Consider the following 23,507-nt stretch of genomic DNA (forward strand, 5'->3'; position numbering starts at 1 on the left):
CTGAGTCATCGGGGGCATTCCACGACAGGAAGAAACGACACTGTCGCGCCCAAAAATCGTACCATCGGAGCACTTGGATGCGACTGAGGGATAGGCTTGGCGCGTGCCTATTACTAATGAACGCATCGTCTGGATCGACTGCGAAATGACCGGCTTGGACCTGAAGAACGACGCCCTGATCGAGGTTGCTGCCTTGGTAACCGATTCGGAGCTGAATATCCTCGGGGACGGCGTGGACGTCGTAATCAAGCCCGACGATGCCGCACTCGAACAAATGAACGACTTCGTACGGGACATGCACACCCGCTCCAAGCTCCTGGAGGAGCTCCCACACGGTAAGACCATGGCAGAAGCCGAAGCTGAGGTCCTGGAATACATCGAGAAGTGGGTACCGGATCCCAGGAAGGCGCCGCTGGGTGGCAACTCGGTGGGAACCGATCGGATGTTCCTGGCCCGTGACATGCCGAACATCGTGGAGCACCTGCACTACCGGGTAATTGATGTCAGCACCATCAAGGAACTCTCCAGGCGATGGTTCCCACGTGCGTACTTCCAGTCGCCGGCAAAGCACGGCGGCCACCGCGCCTTGGGTGACATCAAGGACTCCATCGACGAACTGCGTTACTACCGCGAAGCCGTTTTCGTCGCCGCGCCCGGGCCGGACACTGCCACCGCGCAGCGGATTTCCAAGGATGTGATGGCTTCGGCCGAAACACTGGGAACCAGCGAATCGGTGTGATCTGCAACATTTTTAGAGGTTTTTTCGCCAAAACCGGCAAAAGTGGACTTTGCACCCCAAAACAGCAGGTAAGCTATTTGTCGTTGCCTTCGAGGAAAGCCGGTCAAACGGACTAGCCGAAGAAGGCACATGGTGGGCTTAGCTCAGTTGGCAGAGCGCCTGGTTGTGGTCCAGGAGGTCGCGGGTTCAACCCCCGTAGCTCACCCCACCGAGATTGGCTGAAGAGCCGGTTTCCACAAAGGCCGTACCGGTTATCCGGTGCGGCTTTTGTCTTTAACCAGATCCAGGGCCGACTCCGCCTCGGGATCACAGCGTCAACGAAGGAAGATCTGACATGACCGTCCTGCCAGTCACCATCTGGGGCGAACCTGTCCTGCACCGCCGGGCAAGCGAAGTCGAGGTATTCGACGACGAACTTCGTGCATTGATAGCGGACATGTTCGAAACGAACGACGCAGCTAACGGAGTCGGCCTGGCGGCGCCCCAGATCGGCGTAGGTAAGCGCATCTTCGTCTACAAGTACGCCAACGACGACGACGTGCCTGAACAGGGCGTCGTGGTCAATCCGGTACTGACGCTCTCCAAAGTCTCCGGCGCGGCACCGGACCCCGACGAACACGTCGAAGGTTGCCTGTCCTTCCCGGGCGAGTACTATCCCTTGCAGCGTGCCGAATGGACCCGCGTCCAGGGCTTCGACGGCGATGGCAAGCCGGTAGACTTCGAGGCTACGGGCTGGTTCGCCCGGATCCTGCAACACGAGTTCGACCACCTCGACGGAAAACTGTACGTGAACCGCTTGATTGACCGGTACTCCAAAAAGGCCATGAAGCAGGCCAAGAAGAACGGTTGGGGTGTTCCTGGCCTGACCTGGATGCCCGGCGTGGACCCCGATCCTTTTGGACACTAAATCCATGGCCACCAGTTCCACAACAGAACTCTTCGAGCTCCTGGACATCTCCGACGACGACGCCGCAGAATGTGCCGCCCTTTTGGCGACGCCACCCAGCGCAGCCGTCCTACGGGCCATCAACTCCCTGCAGGAGCGTCTGGGAACCTTTCCCCGGGACAGCATCCAGGCAATCGACAGTAGCGAGACGAACTGGATCGAGGCCTTGCTTCGTTTCGCCCCGACGGTTCACAGCTACCACGTGGGTCTTGGGATCAGTCCTGCGGTGTCGGCTGCATCTTTGGGTGACGTAGGGTTGCAACTGCGCATTAACCGGCGGGTCCACGGCCGCTTTGGGCTGGATACCTGGAGTTGGCTGACGCTCCACATGGCCGGAAACCTGTTCCGCTTGGGACGTCTGCAATTCCACTTGGTCAGGAATTCCGATGTCGCAGAACAACAGCATGGTTCCGGGTGGGAGCTTGGCGTTCACATTCCTGAAGACGGGGGCCTGTCCCCCGCCCTGGTTGACGCCAGTTTCACCGAGGCCCGGGGCTTTTTCCCCCGGTATTTTCCGGACAAACCGGCCGACACTGCCACGTGTGACTCGTGGATGCTTGATCCCTACCTGTTAGAGCGGCTTCCGGACAGCAACATAGCTTCCTTCGCACGGCGTTTCACGCTGGACCGCTGCACGGATGCACCCACGGACGCCGTGTACTTTACGTTCCGCCAGCGTGGCCTGCAGGACCTGGACAAGCTTCCCCGCGAAACGTCACTCCAGCGCGTCGTGCTGGAAAGGATCGACGACGGCGGCACCTGGCAACTGGGGCATGGTCACCTGGCGTTGTAGATGGTTGGTTGCTCAGGGCATCCGGAGAGTACCCGCTTCATCGCGTCCTTTTCGGCCGCAGTGACCCAGAGCCTGTAGGCAGTCTTCACCGAAATTTGACGCGCTATGTAGTGGCACCGGAAGTTCTTGTTAGCCGGTAGCCAGGTCGCGGCGTCGCCGGCTCCTTTCTTGACGTTCGCCGGACCATCAGCTGCGATGAGGTTCAGGGGATCGTTGGCCAACGTTTGCCGCTGCTGTGCTGTGAGTTCCTGGGCACCTTTCTGCCAGGCATCGGCCAGGGCCACGACGTGGTCGATCTGGACAGCCGCGCTGGTGTCCTGACCCCTTCGGAACGTCGCGTGGGCACCCGTGTAGGGTTCCTCGAAGACTCCCCCGGCAACCTTGCAGGAGGAGCCGGCCGTGAATTCAACGTCCGTAAGATCCCTGTGCAGGATGTCGTTCCTGGTGTCGCATCCATTGTGGTCCACGTCCGCCCAAGCCTGGCCGAAAGCTGCCCTGTCATAGTCAGACTTCGGTGCCCTGCCTTTCACAGGAAGCCGCTCCAAGGCCGTGCTTGCACTTTCGGCAACAACGGGAGCTGCGCCCTTGACCGGTTTCATGAATGTCGCGTCGAAGACGGGCGCCTCGCTGGGGCCCGCTGCCCAGGGATCGGCGACGCCAAACTGGCCGGTGGTGAAGAACCAGGCCAAGCCCGCCACCAGTGCTGTTGCTGCGAAACCCAGAATGACCCAGGCGTGACGCGACCTGCGCCGGGCGCGTTTGTAGGCTGACCAGGTGATGCTCAAGGGACTCCGTCCAGTGGGGGCAGGCAATGTCCTACGAGCGTAGGACAAGGCCCCGACAGCCAGAGCAATATCCACAGTGTGGAGGAGAAGTCACACCGTGACGACGCTGATGAGGGGCTCTATTGCTCCCGCATCACGCGCTGAAGGTCTTCGGTTGCTACTTCGAGCAATGCGCGCAGCTGTTCGACGCGCTGATCCGGGGCGTCACCGGCGGCATTGGCCGCGACTGCCTGATCGAGGAGTTTTTGGGCCTGCTTATGGTTGGCCCGCGCAACGTCCAGCGCGTGTTCGAGAGTGGTCTCGTGCTCAAGGGTTGATTCGTTGTCCATGAGCCCATTTTGATCAGGTTTCCCGGCTGTGGCCAGTGACACAGCCGGGAAACCCCTAAATAGTTTTGGTTGCTTAAGCGTCAGCCGTTTCCAGCAACGCGATGGGAGCAATCACGTCCTTGGCGGGGAATGACGGCGGGTTGACTCCGGCCATTTCCTCCATGACGCGGACAACCTGGCATGAGTAGCCGAATTCGTTGTCGTACCAGACGTAGAGAACCAGGTTCTTGTCGTTCGAGATGGTGGCAAGGCCATCAACAATGCCGGCGCGGCGGGAGCCGACGAAGTCCGTGGAAACGACGTCGGGCGAGTCGATGTAGTCGATCTGCTTGCGAAGGTCCGAGTGCAGGGACATCTCACGGAGGAAGTCGTTGACCTCGTCGCGCGTCGTGCCGTTCTCAAGGTTCAGGTTGAGGATGGCCATGGAAACGTCCGGGGTGGGAACGCGGATGGCGTTACCTGTGAGCTTGCCCTGCAGTTCGGGCAGCGCCTTGGCCACAGCCTTGGCAGCACCGGTTTCGGTGATGACCATGTTCAGCGCAGCAGAGCGTCCGCGGCGATCGCCCTTATGGAAGTTATCGATCAGGTTCTGGTCGTTCGTGAACGAGTGGACGGTTTCCACGTGGCCGTGGATGATGCCGAACTTGTCGTTGATGGCCTTCAGCACCGGGGTGATGGCGTTGGTGGTGCAGGATGCGGCGGTGACAATTTTGTCGTCGTCGTTAATGTCCCGGTGGTTGATGCCGTGGACGATGTTCTTGAGCTCGCCCTTGCCCGGAGCCGTGAGCAGTACGCGGGCGACGCCCTTGCTCTGCAGGTGCTGGGAGAGGCCTTCGGCGTCGCGCCAGCGGCCGGTGTTGTCCACGACCAGGGCATCCTTGATGCCGTACGCGGTGTAGTCCACCGTGGCGGGGTTGTCCGAGTAGATCACCTGGACCTGGACGCCGTTGGCCGTGATGGTGTTGGCTTCCTCGTCCACGCGGATGGTGCCCTCGAAGGATCCGTGGACGGAATCGCGGCGCAGCAGGCTTGCGCGCTTGACGAGGTCGTTCTCAGCGCCCTTGCGAACAACGATCGCACGGAGTCGGAGACCGTGGCCCCCACCGGCCTTTTCGATGAGAAGGCGCGCCAGCAGGCGGCCGATCCGGCCGAAGCCGTAAAGGACGACGTCGGTGCTGGTGCGGTCATCAGCGCCGCGCTTGCCAACGACGTCGGCAAGTTCCGCACGCAAGTACTCGTCCAGGGAGGCGCCATTGCCTTCAGCCCGGTACTTCTCCGTCAGACGCGCAATGTCGATCGCAGCAGCGCCCAGCTCCAACTCGGACAAAGCGTTGAGCAGGGGTGCGGTTTCTTCGAGCAGGAGCTCGTGGTTGCTCATCCGGCGCGCGAAGCGGTGGGCCTTCAGGATGTTCATGGTGGACTTGTTGATCAAGCTCCGGCCGTGGATGCTGGTGACCACGTTGTTTTCCCGGTACAACCGGCCGATCACCGGAATCATGGCCTCGGCGAGAGCCTCCCGGCCCATCCACTTATCAAGACAAGAATCTGACGTCTGGCTCACAGAACTACCTTCCTTGGGTCAACCACATACGTCCTCGTATGCAGATGGCAGCGGCCGCCCGGAGTAGTCCTGCGGCACATGCGCCGGCGGGCTTCGGTCCACCCACAGCGCCTTGAACGAGAGCAAAGAAAATCCGCCGGCTGCGAACGCAGTCCCGGCGGCAGAACATCTACGTTCAGTACCTATTCTAGGGCGGAAGGACCGGGCGCAGGACTTTCGGAGGCGTGAAATCACTCACACGCAGTGTTTGCGCTGGTCATAAATGGATGGGTCGACCGATACGCCGGGTTCTGTCATCACTTCCGTTACCGGAAAGTGAGTAGCGGCCATCCATCTACGAACGCCGTTGCCGACGCCCTCCAGCAGCCTACCCGGACACTCGGGCGGGCAGCCCTCAAACGTGTCCTGTCTGGCCTTGCTCCGGGTGGGGTTTACCTAGCCTCCCCGGTCACCCAGGGAGCTGGTGGTCTCTTACACCACCGTTTCACCCTTACCTGCTGCCCCATGATGCAAGCATCACCGGGCGCAGGCGGTCTGTTCTCTGTGGCACTGGCCTGCGGGTTACCCCGAGTGGGCGTTACCCACCACCCTGCCCTGCGGAGCCCGGACGTTCCTCGAGCCACTTTCGTGACGCGCGACCGCCTGGTCGACCCATCCGCCATCAAGTCTACCGGCGTCGGGAGCTTGGAAAGTCCGGCGTAATATCGACTGGTGCTGATTCTGCTTCCGCCTTCCGAAGGCAAGACCCCTGCCACCAAAGGTCCCGCGATCAATTGGGAGTCGCTGAGTTTTCCCGAGCTGAACCAGTACCGCGCCACGGTTCTTGAGTCATTGGGGACGGTGAGCGCGCATGAGGATGCCCTTGCGCTGCTGGGCGTCGGCGCTTCCTTGCGCGACGACGTCGAACGTAATACCCGGCTTCATGCCGAACCGGCTGCCCCGGCGCACCAGGTGTATTCCGGCGTCCTTTACGACGCCTTGGGCTATAAGAGCATGACCGCAACCCAACGGCGAAAAGCCACCGAATCCATCCTGGTGATCTCCGCATTGTGGGGCGCCATCGGTTTTGGGGACCAAGTGCCCGCCTATCGGCTGTCCATGGGAACTGCACTGCCCGACGTCGGACGCCTCGCCTCCTACTGGAAGCCGCAGCTTAACGCCGTCCTCGCCAAACGGGCTGAAGGCGAACTGGTGGTGGATTGCCGGTCGAGCACCTACGCGGCTGCCTGGGCTCCCCCCGCCGCCCAGACAGTAAACGTCAACGTTTTCAGTGAGGCAAACGGCAAACGGACGGTGGTCAGCCACTTCGCCAAACACACCCGGGGTGAACTGGCCCGGCACCTTCTGACACGGCGCGGCAAGGCGCCGGCCACGCCGGCACAACTGGCCAAGGCAGCCAGCGAAATGTGGATCACGGAATTGGTGGAGGGCACGGCCCGCAAGCCGCACGCACTCAACATCATCCTGGCTGGCCGGGTTGGGCCCAACTAGGGTCGGTCCGGCCTAGTTCCACTCTGCCGAACGGACCAGGATTACTCCCGAGTCCGGGCAGAAGACAATGTCGTCCTCTGCAGCAGCCTTGACTTCCGCGAGGTCCCCCGGGCTGAGCATCATGCCGGACCCTTCGGATTTGCCATGGAACAACCGAGCGGCGCCCACTCCCCGCTTGGCAATGGTCTTCTCGTAGATTGCCAGGAGCCCGGCGTCCAGGGACTCTGCAAAAGCGGCCCGCTGTCCACGAACGACGGTCTCTTCGGCGGCAATTTCGGCTATGGCCTCATCGAGCTCCGCGCGGATGCTGCCAAAGGAACCTTGAATGTCATCAACGATCGCCTGCTGGGCGGTCTGGCGTTCGCGAAGGGTGTCCAAGCGCTCAAGGATCTCCAGCTCGACGTCCTCAAGGTCGGAGCGGCGCTTGTTCAGCGAGGCAATGTCGCTCTGAAGCGCCACCAGGTCCTTGGACAGGCCCGTACCGCTGTTGAGCCTGGCTTCGTCGCGTTCGATGCGCGTAGCCACCTGTTCAACATCAGCCTCGGCCCGACGCAATTCCGCCTCGGCATCGTGCACGGCGACCTTGGCCGCTCCCAGTTCACCGTTGGCCACGTTCAGGGCGTCGGTGAGGTCGGTGATGCGTGGATCCGTCTCCAGGACGCGGCGACGGCCGGCCAACGACTTGAGCTTGGCATCGAGCCCCTGCAGTTCAAGCAATTTGTATTGTTCTGCCGGTGCTGCTTTCGCCACGCTTACCTCCGCTTGTCACTGCCGGTCCCGGAGATCAGGAGCGGCATGACACCCCCTATCTGTCGGGGCTGCCCATATCTTTCTAGACTCTAGTCCCCGCCGGGAGTCAGTATGAAGTCCCAGGGATCGCTATTGGTGCTGCTGACACGGATCTCGACGTCGAAACCCTGGTCTGCGAGCACGTTCCCCAAGGCCTCGGCCGCAGCAGGGAGCCACAGCCATTCGCTGGCGAAATGTGAAACGTCTATCAAGTAGGGACGACCGTTCGTGGCGCCCTCACGGGCCTCGGAGGCCGGATGGTGGCGCATGTCCGCAGTCACGTACACATCTGCGTGGCTGGCGCGGACAGCGGGAAGCAAACTATCGCCTGCGCCGCCGCATACCGCCACCCTGCGCACCAGGCCGTCCTTATCGCCGGCAACCCTCACGCCACCGGCCACTGCGGGGAGCATTTCAAAGACACGGGCTGCAAAATCACCGAGGGTTTCCAGGTCAGGAAGATCACCCACCCTGCCGATCCCCTCTTCGGGCAGTCCATTGCTGGCCGGAGTCAGGGGCGTGACGTTCTCCAGGCCGAAGGCGTCTGCCAGAACGTCGGACACCCCTCCAACGGCTGAGTCACCGTTGGTATGAACAGTCAGCAGTCCCGTCCCGGCCTCGATGAGGCGATGGATAGCCAGGCCCTTGGCTGACGTGGCCGCTACGGAATTCACGCCTTTGAGCAGTAAGGGGTGGTGCGTAATCAGCAGTTCGGCACCCCATTCGATGGCTTCATCGATGACTTCCAAGGTGGGATCCACGGCAAAGAGGACCTTGCTTACCGGAACATTGGGGCGCCCCGCTACCAGGCCGACTTCGTCCCACTCCTCCGCCAGCGACTCCGGCCAGAGCTCCTCCACGGCCAGTAACACCTGACCGAGCGTGGGTTCCCCCGTGGCCTCAACTGCTCCGTCATCTTCGCCGGAATCCGCATCAGAAATGTCAGTGTCTACTGCTTCCATACTCTTATTCTTACCTACCGGACCGAATCGGGCAGTCCCGCCACCCGGCGTCGCCGTTATTGTCCCGTAAGGTGTTGCGGGAATCATCACGCCCTCCGATCCATTGAAGAGAACATGAAAACTTTCGTACTTGGCGGTGGCTGCTTCTGGTGCCTGGATGCCGTTTACCAAAAAACCCGCGGCGTCAGCTCGGTTGTTTCCGGCTACACCGGCGGTCATGTCCGCAATCCCGACTACTACGAAGTCTGTTCCGGAACCACCGGCCACGCGGAGGTGGTGGCCGTGACCTTCGACGAAACAGTTGTTCCGGAGGAAGTCATCCTGGACATGTTCTTCGCCCTGCACGACCCCACCACCCTGAACCGGCAGGGTTACGACGTCGGCACCCAGTACCGTTCGTCGATGTTCTACACCACCACCGAAGAGAAGGTGCTGTTCGAAGAAGCAATCGAGCGCGCCCAGGCCCTCTGGTCCGACCCGATTGTGACCGAAGTAAGTCGACTCCCCGACTTTTATGAAGCCGAAGAAGTGCACCAGAATTACTACGCCAAGTTCCCCTACCAGGGCTACTGCCAGGTGATTATTAACCCGAAGCTGGCGAAGGCGCGGAAATATTACTCTGCGTGGCTTACTGCTTAGCAGGGTTTCGATCCGGCTCGTTAGGCTGACCTCAGCATTCCCTCCTCAGAGATAGGCATAATCTTCATGGCAAGGATCTACGACGACGTCACGCAGCTGGTCGGTCGCACACCGCTGGTCCGTTTGAACCGGCTCACCGAAGGCCTTGACGCCACCGTTGCGGTCAAGCTTGAGTTCTACAACCCTGCCAACAGCGTCAAGGACCGCATCGGCGTAGCCATCATTGATGCCGCTGAGAAGTCCGGCGCCTTGAAGCCCGGCGGAACCATCGTTGAAGGCACGTCCGGCAACACCGGCATCGCCCTGGCACTGGTCGGCGCTGCTCGCGGCTACAAGGTCATCCTGACCATGCCCGAGACCATGTCCACTGAGCGCCGCGTCATGCTCCGCGCCTACGGTGCCGAGATCGTTCTGACCCCGGGTTCCGAAGGCATGCGCGGAGCAGTGGAAAAGGCCCAGGAGATCGTGGCCAACACTGAAAACTCCATCTGGGCACAGCAGTTCGCCAACGAGGCCAACCCTGCCATCCACCGCGCCACCACGGCCGAGGAAGTCTGGGAAGACACCGACGGCGAAGTCGACATCTTCGTTGCCGGCGTCGGCACCGGCGGCACCATCACCGGCGTCGGGCAGGTGCTCAAGGAGCGCAAGCCTGGTGTGCAGATCGTTGCTGTTGAGCCCAAGGACTCCGCGATCCTCAACGGCGGCGCACCCGGTCCCCACAAGATCCAGGGCATCGGTGCCAACTTCGTGCCGGAGATCCTCGACACCAACGTCTACGACGAGGTCCTTGACGCCACGTTGGAAGATTCGGTCCGCGTAGCCCGCGATCTCGGTGCCCGTGAAGGCATCCTGGGCGGCATCTCCTCAGGCGCCATCGTATGGGGTGCCCTTGAGTTGGCCAAGCGCCCCGAGAACGCCGGCAAGCTCATTGTCGCCGTCGTCTGCGACTTTGGAGAGCGCTACATCTCCACTGTCCTGTTCGACGACATCCGCGGCTAGAACTCGGCCCGTACGCCTTCATTTCCTGTAGAAAGGTCTTTGTGAGCTTCTTCGCAAGGCTTAAGGAAGACCTCGACGCCGCCCGGTCGCATGACCCGGCGGCGCGAGGCTCTTTCGAGAACTTTTTCGCCTACTCCGGACTCCACGCCATCTGGGCACACCGGGTGACGCACCGGCTGTGGCAAAACCCCGCGCTCCGCTTTCCGGCCCGCCTGATTTCGCAGCTGGCCAGATTCCTGACGGGCATTGAAATCCATCCCGGCGCTACCATCGGCCGGAGGTTCTTCATCGACCACGGCATGGGAGTGGTCATTGGGGAGACGGCCGAAATCGGCGAGGACGTGATGATCTATCACGGCGTCACGCTCGGCGGACGCTCCTTGGCCAAGGTCAAGCGGCACCCCACCATCGGCGACCGGGTCACCATTGGAGCCGGCGCCAAGGTCCTGGGTCCCATCACCATCGGCGCGGACAGTGCTGTGGGTGCCAACGCCGTAGTGGTCAAAGACGCGCCCCCGGAATCCATCATTACCGGGATTCCGGCCACGTGGCGGCACCGGGATGCAAGGTCCGAAACCAAACCTGCCGTGGATCCCGCCGAGTACTACATCGAGTACCGGATCTAGCCTCCAGCCAGTCTCTTGTAGAAATTCAGGAAAACGGCGTCGAAGATCCGGTCCGGAAGAATTCTGCGCATCGCCAGGACGCTCCAGGCCCCCCTGCCCACCGGGTAGCGGGTCCTGGGGCGTTTTGCGTTGGCGGCGCGAACTATCGTGTCGGCAACTACCCGGGCTGGCGTTGAGAGGACATGGCCCTGCCCGGACGTGGAAGCCAATGCCGCAGCGACGATGTGGGCGTGGTCTTCATAGGGTCCTTCCCCGGAGCGGGCGAGTAACCCAGTCCCCGCAATGGTTCCCCACTCGGAGTCTGTTCCGGACGGTTCGATGATGACCACGTCGATGCCGTGCGGCCTTAGTTCCAAACGCAATGAATCGCTCATGCCTTCCACCGCGAATTTGGTGCCGTGATACCAGGCTCCCAGGGGCTCGTAGATTTTTCCGCCGATGGACGAGACGTTGATGATCCTGCCGGAGTGCGCCCTGCGCATACCGGGAATCACCAACTGCGTCATGCGGGCCAGCCCCATGACGTTGACCTCGAACTGGCGTCGGCCTTCGTCGAGGGGAACCTCTTCAAGGGATCCATAGGAACCGTAGCCGGCGTTGTTCACCAGGACATCGACCCTTCCATGGGCCTTTTCCACCGATGCCACCGCGGATGCCATGGACTCCTCAGAGGTCACGTCCAAAGACAGGACAACGATTCCATACGCCTTGAGCGGCTCCATCTTTTCAAGGCGACGCGCACCCGCGTAGACGGTAAAACCGGCGGCTTTCATGGCGATGGCGGTTTCGAAACCGATTCCCGTGGAGGCCCCTGTAACGAGTGCGATCCGCGCTGTCATGGCTTTAGTCCTTTGCTGGCGGCCAGCGCACCGGCACCCGGCACGGCAAAGGCCGGCTCCTCCCAGCCTAGTGGGAGGGAACCGGCCTTCAGCGCGATGCTGCTAGTGGGTGTCGACAGCCGAGATCTCGGACTTGTCTTCGCCCCACAGGGTGTGGAAGGTACCTTCGGTGTCGACGCGACCGTAGGTGTGTGCACCGAAGAGGTCGCGCTGGCCCTGGATCAGGGCAGCGGCGACGCGCTTGCGGCGCAGTCCGTCGTAGTAGGCCAGCGAGGAGGAGAACACCGGCACGGGAATGCCCAGCTGCACGGCGGTGGCTACGACGCGGCGCCAGGCCGGCAAAGCCTCCGCGATGGCCTTGGTGAAGGCCGGTGCGAAGAGCAGGTTGGCGGGCTTCTCCTCGGCAGCGTATGCCTTGGTGATGTCCTTGAGCAGTTCTGCACGGATGATGCAGCCCGCGCGCCACAGCGAAGCGATCTCGTCCAGCTTGAGATCCCAGCCGTATTCCTTGGCAGCGGAGGTCAGCATGTCCAGGCCCTGGGCGTAGGAGACCAGCTTGGAGGCGTAGAGCGCCTGGCGAACGTCCTCGACGAACGTTTCGGGGATCTCCACGGTGGCTTCTTCGCCGGCCAGCAGTTCCTGGCCGAGCCTGCGCTGCTCGGCCTGCGAGGACAACGCACGAGCGAACACGGACTCTGCAATGCCGGACACCGGCGAGCCGAGCTCGAGGGCGGAGATAACGGTCCAGCGTCCGGTGCCCTTCTGGCCTGCGGCATCAACGACGACGTCCACGAACGGCTTGCCGGTCTTGGCATCAACGTGGCCCAGGACCTCAGCGGAGATCTCGATCAGGAAGGAGGACAGATCGCCCTTGTTCCATTCGGTGAAGATCTTTGCCTGCTCCGCCGGCTCAATGCCGGCACCCGAGCGGAGGAGGTCGAAGGCTTCGCCGATGACCTGCATGTCGGCGTACTCGATGCCGTTGTGGACCATCTTGACGAAGTGGCCCGCACCGTCGGTGCCGATCCAAGCGCAGCAGGGTTCGCCGTCGACCTTGGCGGAAATCTTTTCCAGCAGCGGGCCGAGGGCGTCGTAGGACTCCCTGGATCCACCGGGCATGATGGAAGGGCCGTTCAAGGCGCCCTCTTCGCCACCGGAAACACCGACGCCGACGAAGTGAAGGTCCTTCTTGGCAAGGGCAGCTTCGCGGCGACGGGTGTCCTCATAGTGCGAGTTGCCGGCATCGATGATGATGTCCCCGGCCTCGAGCAGCGGTTCGAGCTGCTCGATGACGTTGTCGACAGGTGCGCCTGCCTTGACCATGATCAGGACGCGGCGGGGCTTTTCGAGGGAGTCGACGAGTTCCTGCAGCGATTCGGTGCGAATGAAGTCGCCTTCCGTGCCGTGCTTCTCCAGCAGGGCGTCGGTCTTCTCCACGGAGCGGTTGTGGAGCGCCACGGTGAAGCCGTTGCGGGCAAGGTTGCGGGCAAGGTTGGCACCCATCACCGCGAGGCCGGTGACACCGATGTGTGCTGACATCAAAACTCCAATTCGTTCGTGTTCAAACAGTCCTGCGGACACGCAGGAAGAAAATCAAAACCAGGGGCTGTAATAAACCATACGTATTTAAATCCGGGGCAGGAAAGCGGTGCCCACCAAGTGGAACGGCGCCACGTCATAAACAGTCTATGATGCCTCCTGTCCGTACTGCCCTCCCAAGGGGACTGCGTTGCCATTCCTGCGCGCCATGGCTCCCCGCGCCATTATGCTTACCTCTATGTCAACCAGCCTCCACCACCGCGCCGTCGAGCATCTGGGGACCCGCATTGTCGGCGGCGCCCTTCCTACTGGCCATGTCATGTTGGCGGAGCATTTGGAAGACGAGCTCAAGGTTTCACGTTCGGTTGTCCGCGAAGCGGTTCGGGTCCTTCAGTCGTTGGGACTGGTGGAGACCATCAAGCGGGTGGGGATCAGAGTCCTTCCGGCCAACCGCTGGAACCCCTTCGATCCCTTGGTCATTCGCTGGCGATTGGCTGGCGAAGGACGCGGAGCCCAGTTGCGTTCGCTGGCGGAGCTGCGTTCCGCCGTCGAGCCCGTGGCCGCTGAACTGGCGGCCGATAACGCCCCCGATGCGCTCCGCAAGGAGCTGGTGGGTATCTCGCACGCCATGAAGGAAGCCGGCGACGCCGGCGACATGGCCACGTTCCTTGACCTCGACATCCGTTTCCATGCCCTGGTCCTGTCGGGCTCAGGCAATGAGATGTTTGCGAACCTGATCGGCCAGGTCACCGAGACGCTAACCGGCAGGACGGTGCACGGACTGATGCCGGAGCACCCCCAAAAGCAGGCCCTGCAGTGGCACATGGATGTTGCGCATGCCATCGAGACCGGCGACGGTCCTGTTGCGCGGGACGCCGCCGCCCGGATCATGCGGCAAACCATCGCGGAGTTGGCCCCCAGCTGGGATGACCAACCCCGCGTATTTGTGCCAGTTGCCAAAAACTAGCTACTCCCGGAAGTTCAGCAGCACCTTTCCGGACTCAGCAGGGTTCTTCGCCACGTCAAAGGCTTCGAGCCCGTGGGCGAGGTCGAATTCGTGCGTCACCACAGGATCCACCTGAAGCGAACCGTCGGCGAGCGCAGCGATGACGTCCTCGATTTCGTCATTGAAACGGAATGAACCCAGCAGTTCGAGTTCCCGGGTGATGGCCAGTGAGATGTACACCGGCTGAGGCCCTGACGGGAGCAGTCCCACCATCACTACCTTGCCGCCACGGGTGGCTCCCTTGATGGCAGAGGCCAGCCCGTAATGGCTGCCGGAGGATTCAATGACAACGTCGGCGTCCACGGCCGCGATGGCTTCCGCTTCGTCGCCTTTGAGTACGGCGTCCGCACCGACCGCCCGTGCGATCTCCAGCGGCTTGTCATGCATATCGACGGCGACAATCCGGGCCGCGCCGGCGCGCTTCAGGACCGCGACCGCGAGCGCACCGATAGGGCCACTTCCGATGACGAGCGCCGTTTTTCCGCGGACGTCCCCCGCCCGAGCCACAGCGTGCCAGGCGACACTGGCCGGTTCCACCAGGGCAGCGGTCCGGAGGTCCAGGTTTTCCGGCAGTGGGCGAAGCATCCTCGATGGCAGGTTTGCATATCGGCTGAAGGCACCATCCGTGTGCGGGTAGCGGGCAGCGCTGCCCAGGTACGTGCATCCCGGGGACAGGTTTGGCCGGTCCTCGGGGTATCTGGCGTCGCCGGGGGCGGGCGTTGCTGGATGGACTGCCACGGGCGTTCCCACGCCCGGGCCGCTGCCATCCGCCGCCTGCTGGACCACGGTGCCAACGATTTCGTGGCCGAGGACCATGGGCTCCTTGAGGATGGATTCCCCCGCAGCGCCGTGCAGCCAGTAGTGCAGGTCGGAGCCGCAGATGCCGCCGTAGGCGATTTCGACGATCGCCTGGTCCGGCGTGGGCTCGGTCAGCGGAATGTCTTCGATGCGGAGGTCGTCCTTGCCATGGGCGACAACCGCCGGAGCAGTTGTGGGAAGTGTGATGCCCATCAGACCACCACCGTCATTCCGCCATCGACGAAGATGGTCTGGCCGTTGACGAAGTTGGATGCCTGCGAGGCCAACCACACCGTTGGGCCGGCGAGGTCCGCGACGGTCCCCCACCTGTTGGCAGGTGTCCGGCCAAGGATCCAGGAGTTGAAGTCGGTGTCGTCCACCAGGTTCTGCGTCATCTCGGTGTGGATGTAACCCGGGGCGATCCCATTGATCTGCAGCCCGGACGCCGCCCACTCAGCTGTCATGGCCCGGGTCAGGTTCCGCAGCCCACCCTTGGCGGCGACATAGGGTGCGATCGTTGGTCGGGCGAGGTCTGTTTGGACTGAGCAGATGTTGATGATTTTGCCGTGGCCCCTGGGGATCATATGCCTGGCGGCTTCACGGCCCACCAGGAATGCGCTGGTCAGGTCCGTGGTGATCACGCGGTCCCAGTCCTTGACGTCGAGATCGAGCATGGGGACCCGGTGTTGGATCCCGGCGTTGTTCACGAGGATGTCGAGCGGGCCGACGTTCTGCTCAATCCACGCTACGCCTTCAGCGGCGGCCTCCGCGTCGGTGACGTCGAAGGCCCGGCTGTGGACCCTGCCCGCCGGGTAGTCGGTGGCCATTGCCTCCTGCGCGGCGTCGAGTCTTTCAGCGCTGATGCCGTTGAGCACCACCGTGGCTCCAGCGTCGGCAAGGCCACTGGCCAGGGCGTTACCTATCCCCCGGCTTGAACCAGTAACCAAGGCAACCCGCCCGGTCAGATCGAAAAGTCCAGTCATGGTTTGTTCTTCATTCCTTCTTCGGTTGCGTCGGCTCAGTTGCTGCGCGACGTCGCGGTTGGGGTCGGGCTCAAATTGGCGATGGTTTGCCGAACGACGGCAAGGTCCTGGTCTCCGAGTCCCTGACGCCTCACTTCGGCGTACAGCTCGACGGCGGCTGTGGCCAGGGGCACGGCGGAGCCGGCAGCTTCAGCACTCTCCAGGACGAACCCGAGGTCTTTGTGCATGAATTTGGCGGGTCCCGTCGGTGCATAGTCTTTGGCAGCAAGTCGCGGACCAACGTTGTCCAACACCCGGCTTCCGGCGAGCCCGCCCGAAAGGACGTCAAAGAGCGCCTCCACGTCCATGTCGGAGCGTTCGGCGAGCTCGGCTGCCTCGGCGAGTGCCGCCGTCGTGGTTCCGACGATGAGTTGGTTGCACGCCTTGGCCAGCGATCCGGACCCAAGCGGCCCCATGCGCCGCACGGTTGTTCCCATGGTCTCGAGGAGCGGCTTGAGTGCCTCGAACTGGAATTCGTCGGCACCAACCATGATGGCCAGGGTGCCGTCCTCCGCACCTTTGGTTCCGCCACTGACCGGGGCATCCACTACTGATGCGTTGCCGCCACTCGCTTCGTGGACCGTTTGGCCGAACTGCTGCACCGCGGTCGGCGAGACGCTGCTCATGATGACGACGGCGGTGCCCGGCTTTGGCGGCGCGCCCCGCCAGGACTGAAGCAAGGCCTGTGCGGCTTCCTCGATAAACGGCAGGTCCGGGAGCATGAAGATGATGGCATCCTCATCGCGAAGGTGGGCCACTTCGGCGGCGCGCTCGACGCCACGGAGGTCCCTGAAGGCCTTGTCGGAGCGGTTCCAGCCGGTGACTGCCCACCCGGCTTTGGCGATGTTGGCGGCCATGGGTGCTCCCATGAGCCCCAAACCGACAAAGCCCACACGTTTACCGTCCATGCCAGTAGTACCTCACTTCGTTGTGGTCATCTCGGGAAATTCTGTTCAATATCCTAGCCGTCATTCAGTATGATGAACACTATGACGACTGATGAACTTACCATCGCCATCGCTGTGCCGCTCGAAGCAGAGCACGTAGAGCTGATCCGCGCTGTTGATCCCTCCGTAACGGTTCTCTACGATCCTGAGTTGCTGCCGCCCGAGCGCTTCCCCGCGGACCATGCCGGCGATCCCGACTTCAAACGGACCGTCGAGCAGGAAGAACGTTACTGGGCCATGTTGAACAAGGCACAGGTCCTCTACGGCTTCCCCAACGAAAGCCCCGCCGGACTCGCCAAGGTGGCCCAAAGCAATCCGCACCTGCAGTGGATCCATGCCATGGCCGCCGGAGCGGGCGGCGCCGTCAAGGCCTCGGGCCTGGACACCGAAGCTCTGCGCAAGTTCAAGGTGACCACCTCGGCCGGGGTCCACGCCCTGCCGCTGGCAGAGTTCTCGGCCTTCGGCGTCCTTAATGGCTTCAAGCGCAGCGCCGAAATGGCCCGCGACCAGGCTGCCAGGATCTGGCCCGAGCTGCGGACACCCACCAAACTCGTTAACGGTTCCACCTTGGTCATCACTGGACTGGGTGAAATCGGCATGGAAACTGCCCGTATAGCCCGCGCCCTCGGCATGAGGGTCAGCGGGACCAAGCGCAACGTCGAAGCCATCGAAGGCATCGACAAGGTGACCACCAACGACGACCTGGCCTCCCTGGTTTCCGGCGCTGACGCAGTGGTGAACACCCTGCCCGGGACCCCCTACACGGAGAAGCTGTTCAACCGCGAAATCTTCTCGGCCATGAAGCCCGGGGCCGTGTTCGTCAACGTCGGCCGCGGAACCGTCGTCGATGAGGAAGCGTTGCACGAGGCACTCGAGAACGGTCAGGTCTCTTACGCGTGCCTTGACGTCTTCGCCGTCGAACCTCTCCCGCAGGACAGCCCGTTGTGGAACCACCCCCAGGTCCTCGTGTCCCCGCACACCTCGGCCCTGAGCGAGGCTGAAAACCGCCTCATCGCCGAGCGTTTCTGCAGCAACCTGCGCACCTTCCTGGATGGTGGCGAACTCCCCCATCTGGTGGATCCCGTCCACTTCTACTAAGCCGGACCACCTACCAGCCCGTGGCGGCCAACCATCTCTCGGACAGCATTTCAGTCATGCTTCTTGTGTAGCTGGCCGAGAGGTGGTTGTCGTCCAGGTAAACGTAGACGTTGCGGGCAAGACAAACGACAGCGGCGCGGCCCCTCCTCTCGGAGGGACCGCGCCGCAATGCTTTTACGCGCTTACGGCAGAAGCTACCGCGCGTCTTCGGTGCTGACGAGGTCGCGTCCTGCCGTCTCCGGGGTGAAGAAGGTTGTGACGAACGAGATCAATGCCAGGACAAGCGAGTAGATGGCCAGGACCAGCCACGAGTGGTTCGTGGCTGCCAGCATCAGCGCACCGAGCAGGGGTGCCAGTCCGCCCGCCAGTACGGCGGAGATCTCCCGGCTCATCGCCACGCCCGTAAAGCGGTACTGCGAGCCAAAAAGTTCCGGCAGGAGCGGGCACTGCGGGCCGAGCATCGACTGGACGCCGATGGCGATGCCCACAGCCATGACCACCCAGACCAGCGTGACGTTGCCCAACGTCACCAGGTAGAAGGCCGGCACGGCGATGATGGCCTGGAACAGCGCACCGTAGCGGTAGACCGGCACACGGCCATACTTGTCCGAAAGGGCCCCGAAGGTCACAACGAGGACTGCCGCGAACCCAGCCGCAATCAGCAGGCCGACCGGGCCAATGGAATTGTTTCCGGCAAAGACCCCTGCGGGCATGCTCATGAACGAAACCAGAAGCGCCGAGTAAATGGACGAGTTTCCGTTTTCGCCCATCCGCAGGCCGATGCCGATCAGCACGTTCTTCCTGGAGTGCTTCCACAAAGCACCGATCGGGTTCTTGACCACGTTTTTGTGCTTTTCCAGCTCCTGGAAAGCCGGCGTTTCCTTGAGTTTGAGCCGAATGAAGATCGCGATGACAATCAGGATGAAGCTGGCCAGGAACGGCACGCGCCACAGCCAGCCCTGCAGGACAGACTTGTCCGCCATGGCGATGAGGGCGAACGTTCCAGCGCCCAGGAGGGTGCCGAGCTGGATTCCGACGAACGGCAAGGAAGCGAAGAAACCACGACGGCGGCGCGGTGCCACTTCGGATATCAGCGTCGTGGCGCCGGCCTGCTCGGCGCCGGCCCCGAGTCCTTGGACGATGCGGAGTGTGACGAGGAGAACTGCGCCCAGCATCCCTGCCTGATCGAATGTAGGCAGGAGGCCGATGGCGAAGCTCGCCGTTCCCATCAAGGCGATGGTCAGGATAAGGACCATCTTCCGGCCGAACCGGTCACCGATGTAGCCGAAAATCAGACCACCAAACGGCCGCGCCGCGAAGCCGACACCATAGGTAGCGAACGAAGCGATCAGTGCGCCATCCGGACCGAGTGGCGCGAAAAACAGCGGCCCGAAAATCAGCGCCGAAGCCAAACCGTAAATGTAGAAATCGTAGTACTCCAGAGCGGAACCTACAGAGCTGGCCAGCGTCGCACGCCGAAGCTGCTCCGGTTCGACGACGGCTTCGTCGGCTTCCGCCGCGAACTTTGTCTTAGTACGAGTTGTCACAAGCACTCCCTCAAAATCACCCCAGGCCCCCGTTGGCCCAGCGAGATAGTGATGGCATCACCGCCAAGATCACTATGTTGAACAGCGTACAGCTTGATGAACAGCTTGCCAAGACTAAAATCAGATTTATAAGTGCTATCCCATGGGATTGCCCAGGGACCTGGCCAATTCCTTGAGTTCCTTGACCATCAGGGCACCCTGCTCCTCCGAATATGTCGCCTTCAGTGCAGTGACTGAGAGGCCCAAGCTGGGGCCGTGGGCTCCATGGGTGGGCACGGGAACCGCCAGGCAGACCACTCCTACGGTGGATTCCTCGTCCTCGAAGGCGAACCCCTGAGTGCGAATAGTCGAAATCTGCGCCTTCAACTCCTCGGCCGTACGCAGCGAGTTCGGGGTCATGACGGGCAGCGACATGCCGTCGGGGAACATCGCCTCAATATCGTGGTCGTGCAACTGGGCCAGCAAGGCTTTGCCAACGCTGCACAGAGACACCGGCATCTTGTCACCGATGTTCGATGTCAGCCGGACGGCGGGATGGCCTTCGTAGCGTGCAAGGTAAATAACGTGGTCGCCGTCGAGCATGGCGATCCTGACGGTCTCACCTGAAAGTGTGGGGGCCTGTTCACAATATTTGTAGAACTCCTGCACCTCGTCCAAGCGGCTCAAGTACGCCGCACCCAGCTCCACAAGCTTTCGGCCCAGCGCAAAGTCGGCTCCCTGCCGGGTAATGAGGCGAGATTCCTCCAGGGCCAGAAGCAGATTCGAGGTAGAGGACTTGGGGATACCAAGTTCGCGCGAGAGGTCACTCAAGGTCAGTCGCCCGGACGGGGAGCCGGCAAGCGCCTCAAGCACGGCGGCTGCGCGGGTGACGGCAGGAGCCGGCGACGACGCGCCCAGCCCCTCCGAGCGGGTAGAGCGGGAATCTGCCACGATTCTCCTTCGTCATCGAGGTACCGGCTGTTCATTCAGCTGAACACTACTCATCATAGTGTCTCACCTGCCTGAGGGGCGCCCCTCCCCGCGGATACCTGAGTTGAGCCCCCGATCGACTCACTTTTCAAACCCAAAAGTTCGCTGTATATTCATTCTCGAGCTCTCCACCGCGGCATCCCCCAATAGTCGTGGTGGAGAGCTCATCCATTTAACCCGCGGATTCAGGCAGCCAAGGCTTCCTCGCCCCGGAGGTACCAGGCGCCATCACCATTCCGGACAAGTTCCCACGTCACGGCGCCGGAATGCTGCCCTCTGCCCGGAGCCACTTGGACCTGCCAGATTTCGATATCCACCCGGCCGTGACCCCGGGGCATTCGCCTTGACTGTTCCCACCACGGCACCCTCTCGAACCAGCGGACAGGCTCAGCCACCACGTCCCACTCCTGGCCGCCACGCTGGACCGCCACGGGAGCGCCTTGGACTGTGGTGCGGATGTCAACGGATTCCATGTCCGAAACATTAGGGATCACCACTGACAATTCAGGCACCGCAATCCGGGCCTTGTTAAGGCAACAAAAAACCCCGCCTCGTCGTACCTGTTGGCACTCCGTGGCGGGGTTACTTGGTGGGTCCTACCGGGATCGAACCGATGACATCCACGGTGTAAACGTGGCGCTCTACCAGCTGAGCTAAAGACCCAAATGACAGTTTCAGCGCTTCCTGCGGACCTTTTCAGTTCCTCAGCGCTTCAACCAACGAACAATGACTCTACATGATTATGTGCCGGAAACACCAATCGACCCGGCAGCACCTGAAATGTCGGGCAGCGTTCGCGCCAAATAGTCCAAAGCACCGCTCACTCCGAGGTCGAGTTTCACCGTAGCGAGGGGGTCGCCACGGGTGGCACCCCGGTTAATGATGACCACGGGCTTGCCGGCCTTGGCGGCGTGACGCACAAAGCGAAGTCCGCTCTGCACCGTCAACGAGGACCCCGCAACCAGGAGGGCCTCCGCGTTATCCACCATCCCATAAGCGCGTGCCACGCGATCCTTGGGAACGTTTTCCCCAAAATAGACGAAATTGGGCTTAAGCATCCCGCCGCAGATGGGACACACCGCCACTACGAACGAAGTAATCAGGTCGGGATCTTCCACTGTCGCGTCGGCATCCGGAGCCATTTCAACTACTCCTGAATCCAGTGCGGCCTCCAGGAACCCAGGATTGATCTCTTCGAGGATGGCCGCGATCAGCTTCCGACTGAAGATGTGTCCGTTTTCGAGACAGATGACCTGGTCAAAGCGCCCGTGCAGGTCCACCACGTTAACGCTTCCGGCGTCCTCATGAAGCCTGTCCACGTTCTGGGTGATGAGACCCGTCAAAAGTCCCCGCCGTTCCATCAACGCGATGGCGGCATGCCCGGCATTGGGATCGGCATGCCGTAGATGGGACCACCCGATGTGGTTGCGGGCCCAATAGCGGCGTCGGTTGGAGGCACTGCCGATGAACTCCTGGTAGGTCATGGGGTTCCGCGGCGCGGAACCGGGTCCCCGATAATCAGGGATACCTGAATCCGTGCTCAGGCCGGCGCCCGTAAGGACAGCCAACGGCTTGCCGTCCAGGAAGTGCCGTGCCTCCGACACCGCCTCCAACTCGGCTGGCTGCAAGTGCACGGCCGGCTCCGGGTCCATGCTGGCGAAGCCAGTCATGCCCACCCCCGGCCTGACCCGGCTCATGACGAGTGCCCGACCAGATCCGCCAGGGCCCGGCGGTATTCGGCGAAGTCCCGGGCTTGGCCCCTTGGATTAACAACCGCGTAACGGACGGTGCCGCCGGCGTCGATAATAAAAGTTCCCCTCAGGGCCATCCCACTGGCGGCGTCGTACACACCGTATGCCTGGGCGACCGCACCGTGAGGCCAGAAATCGGCGAGGAGATCGAATCCGAAACCCTCGCTCTGGGCGTACGCCCGCTGGGCAAACTTACTGTCCACCGAGATGGCCAATACTGCGGCGTTCGCGTCCTCGAAGGCAGCGATGTTGTCGCGGATCTCACACAACTCTCCCGTGCAGATACCCGAGAAAGCGAAAGGGAAAAACACTACAACGACGTTCCGTCCGCGATAGTCGGACAATCGAACCGGCTCCCCGTATTGGTTGACCAGCTCGAATTCCGGCGCAGAATCACCAACGGTCGGTACCGTCATCAGCGCCGGCGCCAAGGGGACCTCGGTCACTTGTTCTTCTTCGGCACCAGGCGCGTGGCACTCCAGTCCTTCGAAACACCGGCGGAGGTGGTGAGGTGCAAACCGGACGTGGGCGCTGCGTCCTGGATGTCTGCCGGGGAAACGTAGCCGTCGCGACCTGATTTGGGTGTCAGGACCCAGACAACTCCGCCTTCCTTCAGTGTGGTGAGCGAATCCATCAGGGCATCAACAAGATCACCGTCGCCATCGCGCCACCAGAAGACGACAGCATCCACTACGTCATGATCGTCTTCATCCAACAGCTCGGATCCAGTGACATCTTCGATGTCATCACGCAAGTCGAAGTCGACGTCGTCGTCGTAGCCGCGCTCCTGAATCAGATCCCCATCTTTGAAACCCATTCGTTCCGCCACATTTACCGATGTGGCGGCGTCGGCCTCGCTCACGTTTCCTCCTTTTGAAGTGACTTCCATTACTAACAGCCAACACCCTTTGGGCGCCTGCTTCAAGCCATTGTCCCTGCCCGGGGCCACATTCCGCACTACCGGGGGCGTTTTGGGGCCCCGATACGTACGTGGTATCGGTCACGGGGGGATTATGAGTGTGACATACAACGCCCCCCGGGGCCCGTGGCTACGCATCCCGGCACAGTGAAAGCTAGAGTGGCCATGAGCGCTATGGCTGCAGGGCGATCGCCCCAAAGAATTCTACTGGGCAGCCAAGCGCTCACAAGACCTGCCCGGCGCATCGGACCGGGCTGTTGAAACCGAAATGTCGCACACGACGCGTTCACGACGGGCAGTTACCCTGCCAGACCTGAGGCGCCGATGAATGCGCCTAAAGGAAGGTTGGACGTGTCTGTAGGAGAAGAGACCTCACACATCCTCAGCGGGTTGACTGCCCAGCTGCCTGA

25 protein-coding genes, 2 tRNA genes and 1 other RNA gene are annotated in these 23,507 nt (G+C 62.0%); 10 read left to right on the top strand and 18 right to left on the bottom strand.

Annotation, left to right across the window (positions count from 1 at the left end):
* Nucleotides 1-103 precede the first annotated feature (103 nt).
* From orn to QRM57_RS05380, 4 genes are all read left to right on the top strand, one after another.
* Nucleotides 104-739 carry an oligoribonuclease gene (gene orn / locus QRM57_RS05365; RefSeq protein ID WP_257367908.1) on the top strand — a complete coding sequence of 212 codons (636 nt, stop codon included), beginning with the start codon at nt 104-106 and terminating at the stop codon, nt 737-739.
* A gap of 132 nt (nt 740-871) precedes the next feature.
* Nucleotides 872-947 (top strand) — tRNA-His (locus QRM57_RS05370).
* Between the two features lie 126 nt (nt 948-1,073).
* A complete protein-coding gene (gene def, locus QRM57_RS05375) occupies nt 1,074-1,646 on the top strand; it encodes a peptide deformylase (protein ID WP_257367907.1) in 573 nt (190 codons plus the stop codon).
* 4 nt (nt 1,647-1,650) lie between these two features.
* Complete coding sequence (locus QRM57_RS05380; protein WP_284985835.1) at nt 1,651-2,478, top strand: acyltransferase domain-containing protein; 828 nt, start codon at nt 1,651-1,653, stop codon at nt 2,476-2,478.
* On the opposite strand, the gene QRM57_RS05385 is transcribed toward QRM57_RS05380, so the two are convergent.
* The 4 genes from QRM57_RS05385 to rnpB all read right to left on the bottom strand — a co-directional run bounded on the left by QRM57_RS05385 (nt 2,463) and on the right by rnpB (nt 5,807).
* Complete coding sequence (locus QRM57_RS05385; RefSeq protein ID WP_257367905.1) at nt 2,463-3,263, bottom strand: HNH endonuclease family protein; 801 nt, start codon at nt 3,261-3,263, stop codon at nt 2,463-2,465. The genes QRM57_RS05380 and QRM57_RS05385 overlap by 16 nt on opposite strands.
* Before the next feature lie 119 nt (nt 3,264-3,382).
* Nucleotides 3,383-3,592: a hypothetical protein gene (locus QRM57_RS05390; RefSeq protein WP_284985836.1), complete on the bottom strand. Its 210-nt coding sequence runs from the start codon at nt 3,590-3,592 to the stop codon at nt 3,383-3,385.
* 73 nt (nt 3,593-3,665) lie between these two features.
* Nucleotides 3,666-5,153, bottom strand: a complete 1,488-nt coding sequence (locus QRM57_RS05395) for a glyceraldehyde-3-phosphate dehydrogenase (protein WP_257367904.1) — start codon at nt 5,151-5,153, stop codon at nt 3,666-3,668.
* A 263-nt stretch (nt 5,154-5,416) separates the two neighbouring features.
* Nucleotides 5,417-5,807: RNase P RNA component class A (rnpB, locus tag QRM57_RS05400), an RNA gene on the bottom strand.
* 57 nt (nt 5,808-5,864) lie between these two features.
* On the opposite strand from rnpB, the gene QRM57_RS05405 reads away from it, so the two are divergent.
* Nucleotides 5,865-6,644, top strand: a complete 780-nt coding sequence (locus QRM57_RS05405) for a YaaA family protein (RefSeq protein ID WP_257367903.1) — start codon at nt 5,865-5,867, stop codon at nt 6,642-6,644.
* Nucleotides 6,645-6,656: 12 nt separating this feature from the next.
* Here QRM57_RS05405 and QRM57_RS05410 read toward each other — a convergent pair whose 3' ends face one another.
* Both QRM57_RS05410 and QRM57_RS05415 read right to left on the bottom strand, forming a co-directional pair.
* Nucleotides 6,657-7,394, bottom strand: a complete 738-nt coding sequence (locus tag QRM57_RS05410; RefSeq protein WP_235522095.1) for a zinc ribbon domain-containing protein — start codon at nt 7,392-7,394, stop codon at nt 6,657-6,659.
* An 89-nt stretch (nt 7,395-7,483) separates the two neighbouring features.
* Nucleotides 7,484-8,395, bottom strand: a complete 912-nt coding sequence (locus QRM57_RS05415; RefSeq protein WP_257367902.1) for a Nif3-like dinuclear metal center hexameric protein — start codon at nt 8,393-8,395, stop codon at nt 7,484-7,486.
* Nucleotides 8,396-8,509: 114 nt separating this feature from the next.
* Here QRM57_RS05415 and msrA point away from each other — a divergent pair, with 114 nt between their 5' ends.
* From msrA to epsC, 3 genes are all read left to right on the top strand, one after another.
* A complete protein-coding gene (msrA, locus tag QRM57_RS05420) occupies nt 8,510-9,034 on the top strand; it encodes a peptide-methionine (S)-S-oxide reductase MsrA (RefSeq protein ID WP_235522093.1) in 525 nt (174 codons plus the stop codon).
* 66 nt (nt 9,035-9,100) lie between these two features.
* Entirely contained in the window at nt 9,101-10,036 is a 936-nt protein-coding gene (gene cysK / locus QRM57_RS05425; protein WP_235522092.1) for a cysteine synthase A, read from the top strand.
* A gap of 41 nt (nt 10,037-10,077) precedes the next feature.
* On the top strand, nt 10,078-10,662 hold the full coding sequence (epsC, locus tag QRM57_RS05430; RefSeq protein ID WP_235522091.1) for a serine O-acetyltransferase EpsC: 585 nt from the start codon (nt 10,078-10,080) through the stop codon (nt 10,660-10,662).
* Here epsC and QRM57_RS05435 read toward each other — a convergent pair.
* Both QRM57_RS05435 and gnd read right to left on the bottom strand, forming a co-directional pair.
* A complete protein-coding gene (locus tag QRM57_RS05435; protein WP_284985837.1) occupies nt 10,659-11,501 on the bottom strand; it encodes an oxidoreductase in 843 nt (280 codons plus the stop codon). The two genes, epsC and QRM57_RS05435, sit on opposite strands and share 4 nt — an antisense overlap.
* A 102-nt stretch (nt 11,502-11,603) precedes the next feature.
* A complete protein-coding gene (gnd, locus tag QRM57_RS05440; protein WP_257367899.1) occupies nt 11,604-13,040 on the bottom strand; it encodes an NADP-dependent phosphogluconate dehydrogenase in 1,437 nt (478 codons plus the stop codon).
* Between the two features lie 238 nt (nt 13,041-13,278).
* On the opposite strand from gnd, the gene QRM57_RS05445 reads away from it, so the two are divergent.
* Entirely contained in the window at nt 13,279-14,007 is a 729-nt protein-coding gene (locus tag QRM57_RS05445) for a FadR/GntR family transcriptional regulator (RefSeq protein WP_284985838.1), read from the top strand.
* Here QRM57_RS05445 and QRM57_RS05450 read toward each other — a convergent pair whose 3' ends face one another.
* Genes QRM57_RS05450 through QRM57_RS05460 form a run of 3 tightly spaced genes read right to left on the bottom strand, consistent with a single transcriptional unit; the run spans nt 14,008 to nt 16,774 of the window.
* On the bottom strand, nt 14,008-15,057 hold the full coding sequence (locus QRM57_RS05450; protein WP_284985839.1) for an L-idonate 5-dehydrogenase: 1,050 nt from the start codon (nt 15,055-15,057) through the stop codon (nt 14,008-14,010).
* Complete coding sequence (locus QRM57_RS05455) at nt 15,057-15,827, bottom strand: SDR family oxidoreductase (protein WP_284985840.1); 771 nt, start codon at nt 15,825-15,827, stop codon at nt 15,057-15,059. The genes QRM57_RS05450 and QRM57_RS05455 overlap by 1 nt, the downstream gene beginning before the upstream one ends.
* Before the next feature lie 35 nt (nt 15,828-15,862).
* Nucleotides 15,863-16,774 (bottom strand): NAD(P)-dependent oxidoreductase, encoded by a 912-nt coding sequence (locus QRM57_RS05460; protein WP_284985841.1) that lies wholly within the window; start codon nt 16,772-16,774, stop codon nt 15,863-15,865.
* Between the two features lie 69 nt (nt 16,775-16,843).
* On the opposite strand from QRM57_RS05460, the gene QRM57_RS05465 reads away from it, so the two are divergent.
* Nucleotides 16,844-17,911 carry a D-2-hydroxyacid dehydrogenase gene (locus QRM57_RS05465; protein WP_284985842.1) on the top strand — a complete coding sequence of 356 codons (1,068 nt, stop codon included), beginning with the start codon at nt 16,844-16,846 and terminating at the stop codon, nt 17,909-17,911.
* 194 nt (nt 17,912-18,105) lie between these two features.
* Here QRM57_RS05465 and QRM57_RS05470 read toward each other — a convergent pair whose 3' ends face one another.
* From QRM57_RS05470 to QRM57_RS05500, 7 genes are all read right to left on the bottom strand, one after another.
* On the bottom strand, nt 18,106-19,464 hold the full coding sequence (locus QRM57_RS05470) for an MFS transporter (protein ID WP_374111491.1): 1,359 nt from the start codon (nt 19,462-19,464) through the stop codon (nt 18,106-18,108).
* A gap of 129 nt (nt 19,465-19,593) precedes the next feature.
* On the bottom strand, nt 19,594-20,388 hold the full coding sequence (locus tag QRM57_RS05475) for an IclR family transcriptional regulator (RefSeq protein ID WP_235522081.1): 795 nt from the start codon (nt 20,386-20,388) through the stop codon (nt 19,594-19,596).
* A gap of 224 nt (nt 20,389-20,612) precedes the next feature.
* On the bottom strand, nt 20,613-20,900 hold the full coding sequence (locus tag QRM57_RS05480; protein ID WP_235522080.1) for a hypothetical protein: 288 nt from the start codon (nt 20,898-20,900) through the stop codon (nt 20,613-20,615).
* A gap of 114 nt (nt 20,901-21,014) precedes the next feature.
* A tRNA-Val gene (locus QRM57_RS05485) sits at nt 21,015-21,090 on the bottom strand.
* A 77-nt stretch (nt 21,091-21,167) separates the two neighbouring features.
* Nucleotides 21,168-22,124, bottom strand: coding sequence for an NAD-dependent protein deacetylase (locus QRM57_RS05490; RefSeq protein WP_284985843.1), 957 nt, complete (start codon nt 22,122-22,124; stop codon nt 21,168-21,170).
* A complete protein-coding gene (locus QRM57_RS05495) occupies nt 22,121-22,624 on the bottom strand; it encodes a peroxiredoxin (RefSeq protein WP_502868619.1) in 504 nt (167 codons plus the stop codon). Before QRM57_RS05495 ends, QRM57_RS05490 begins: the two co-directional genes overlap by 4 nt.
* Nucleotides 22,621-23,040 (bottom strand): DUF3052 domain-containing protein, encoded by a 420-nt coding sequence (locus QRM57_RS05500; RefSeq protein WP_211712171.1) that lies wholly within the window; start codon nt 23,038-23,040, stop codon nt 22,621-22,623. Before QRM57_RS05500 ends, QRM57_RS05495 begins: the two co-directional genes overlap by 4 nt.
* Nucleotides 23,041-23,507: the final 467 nt, after the last annotated feature.

This window comes from Arthrobacter sp. fls2-241-R2A-172 (assembly GCF_030208885.1).
Lineage (GTDB): Bacteria > Actinomycetota > Actinomycetes > Actinomycetales > Micrococcaceae > Arthrobacter.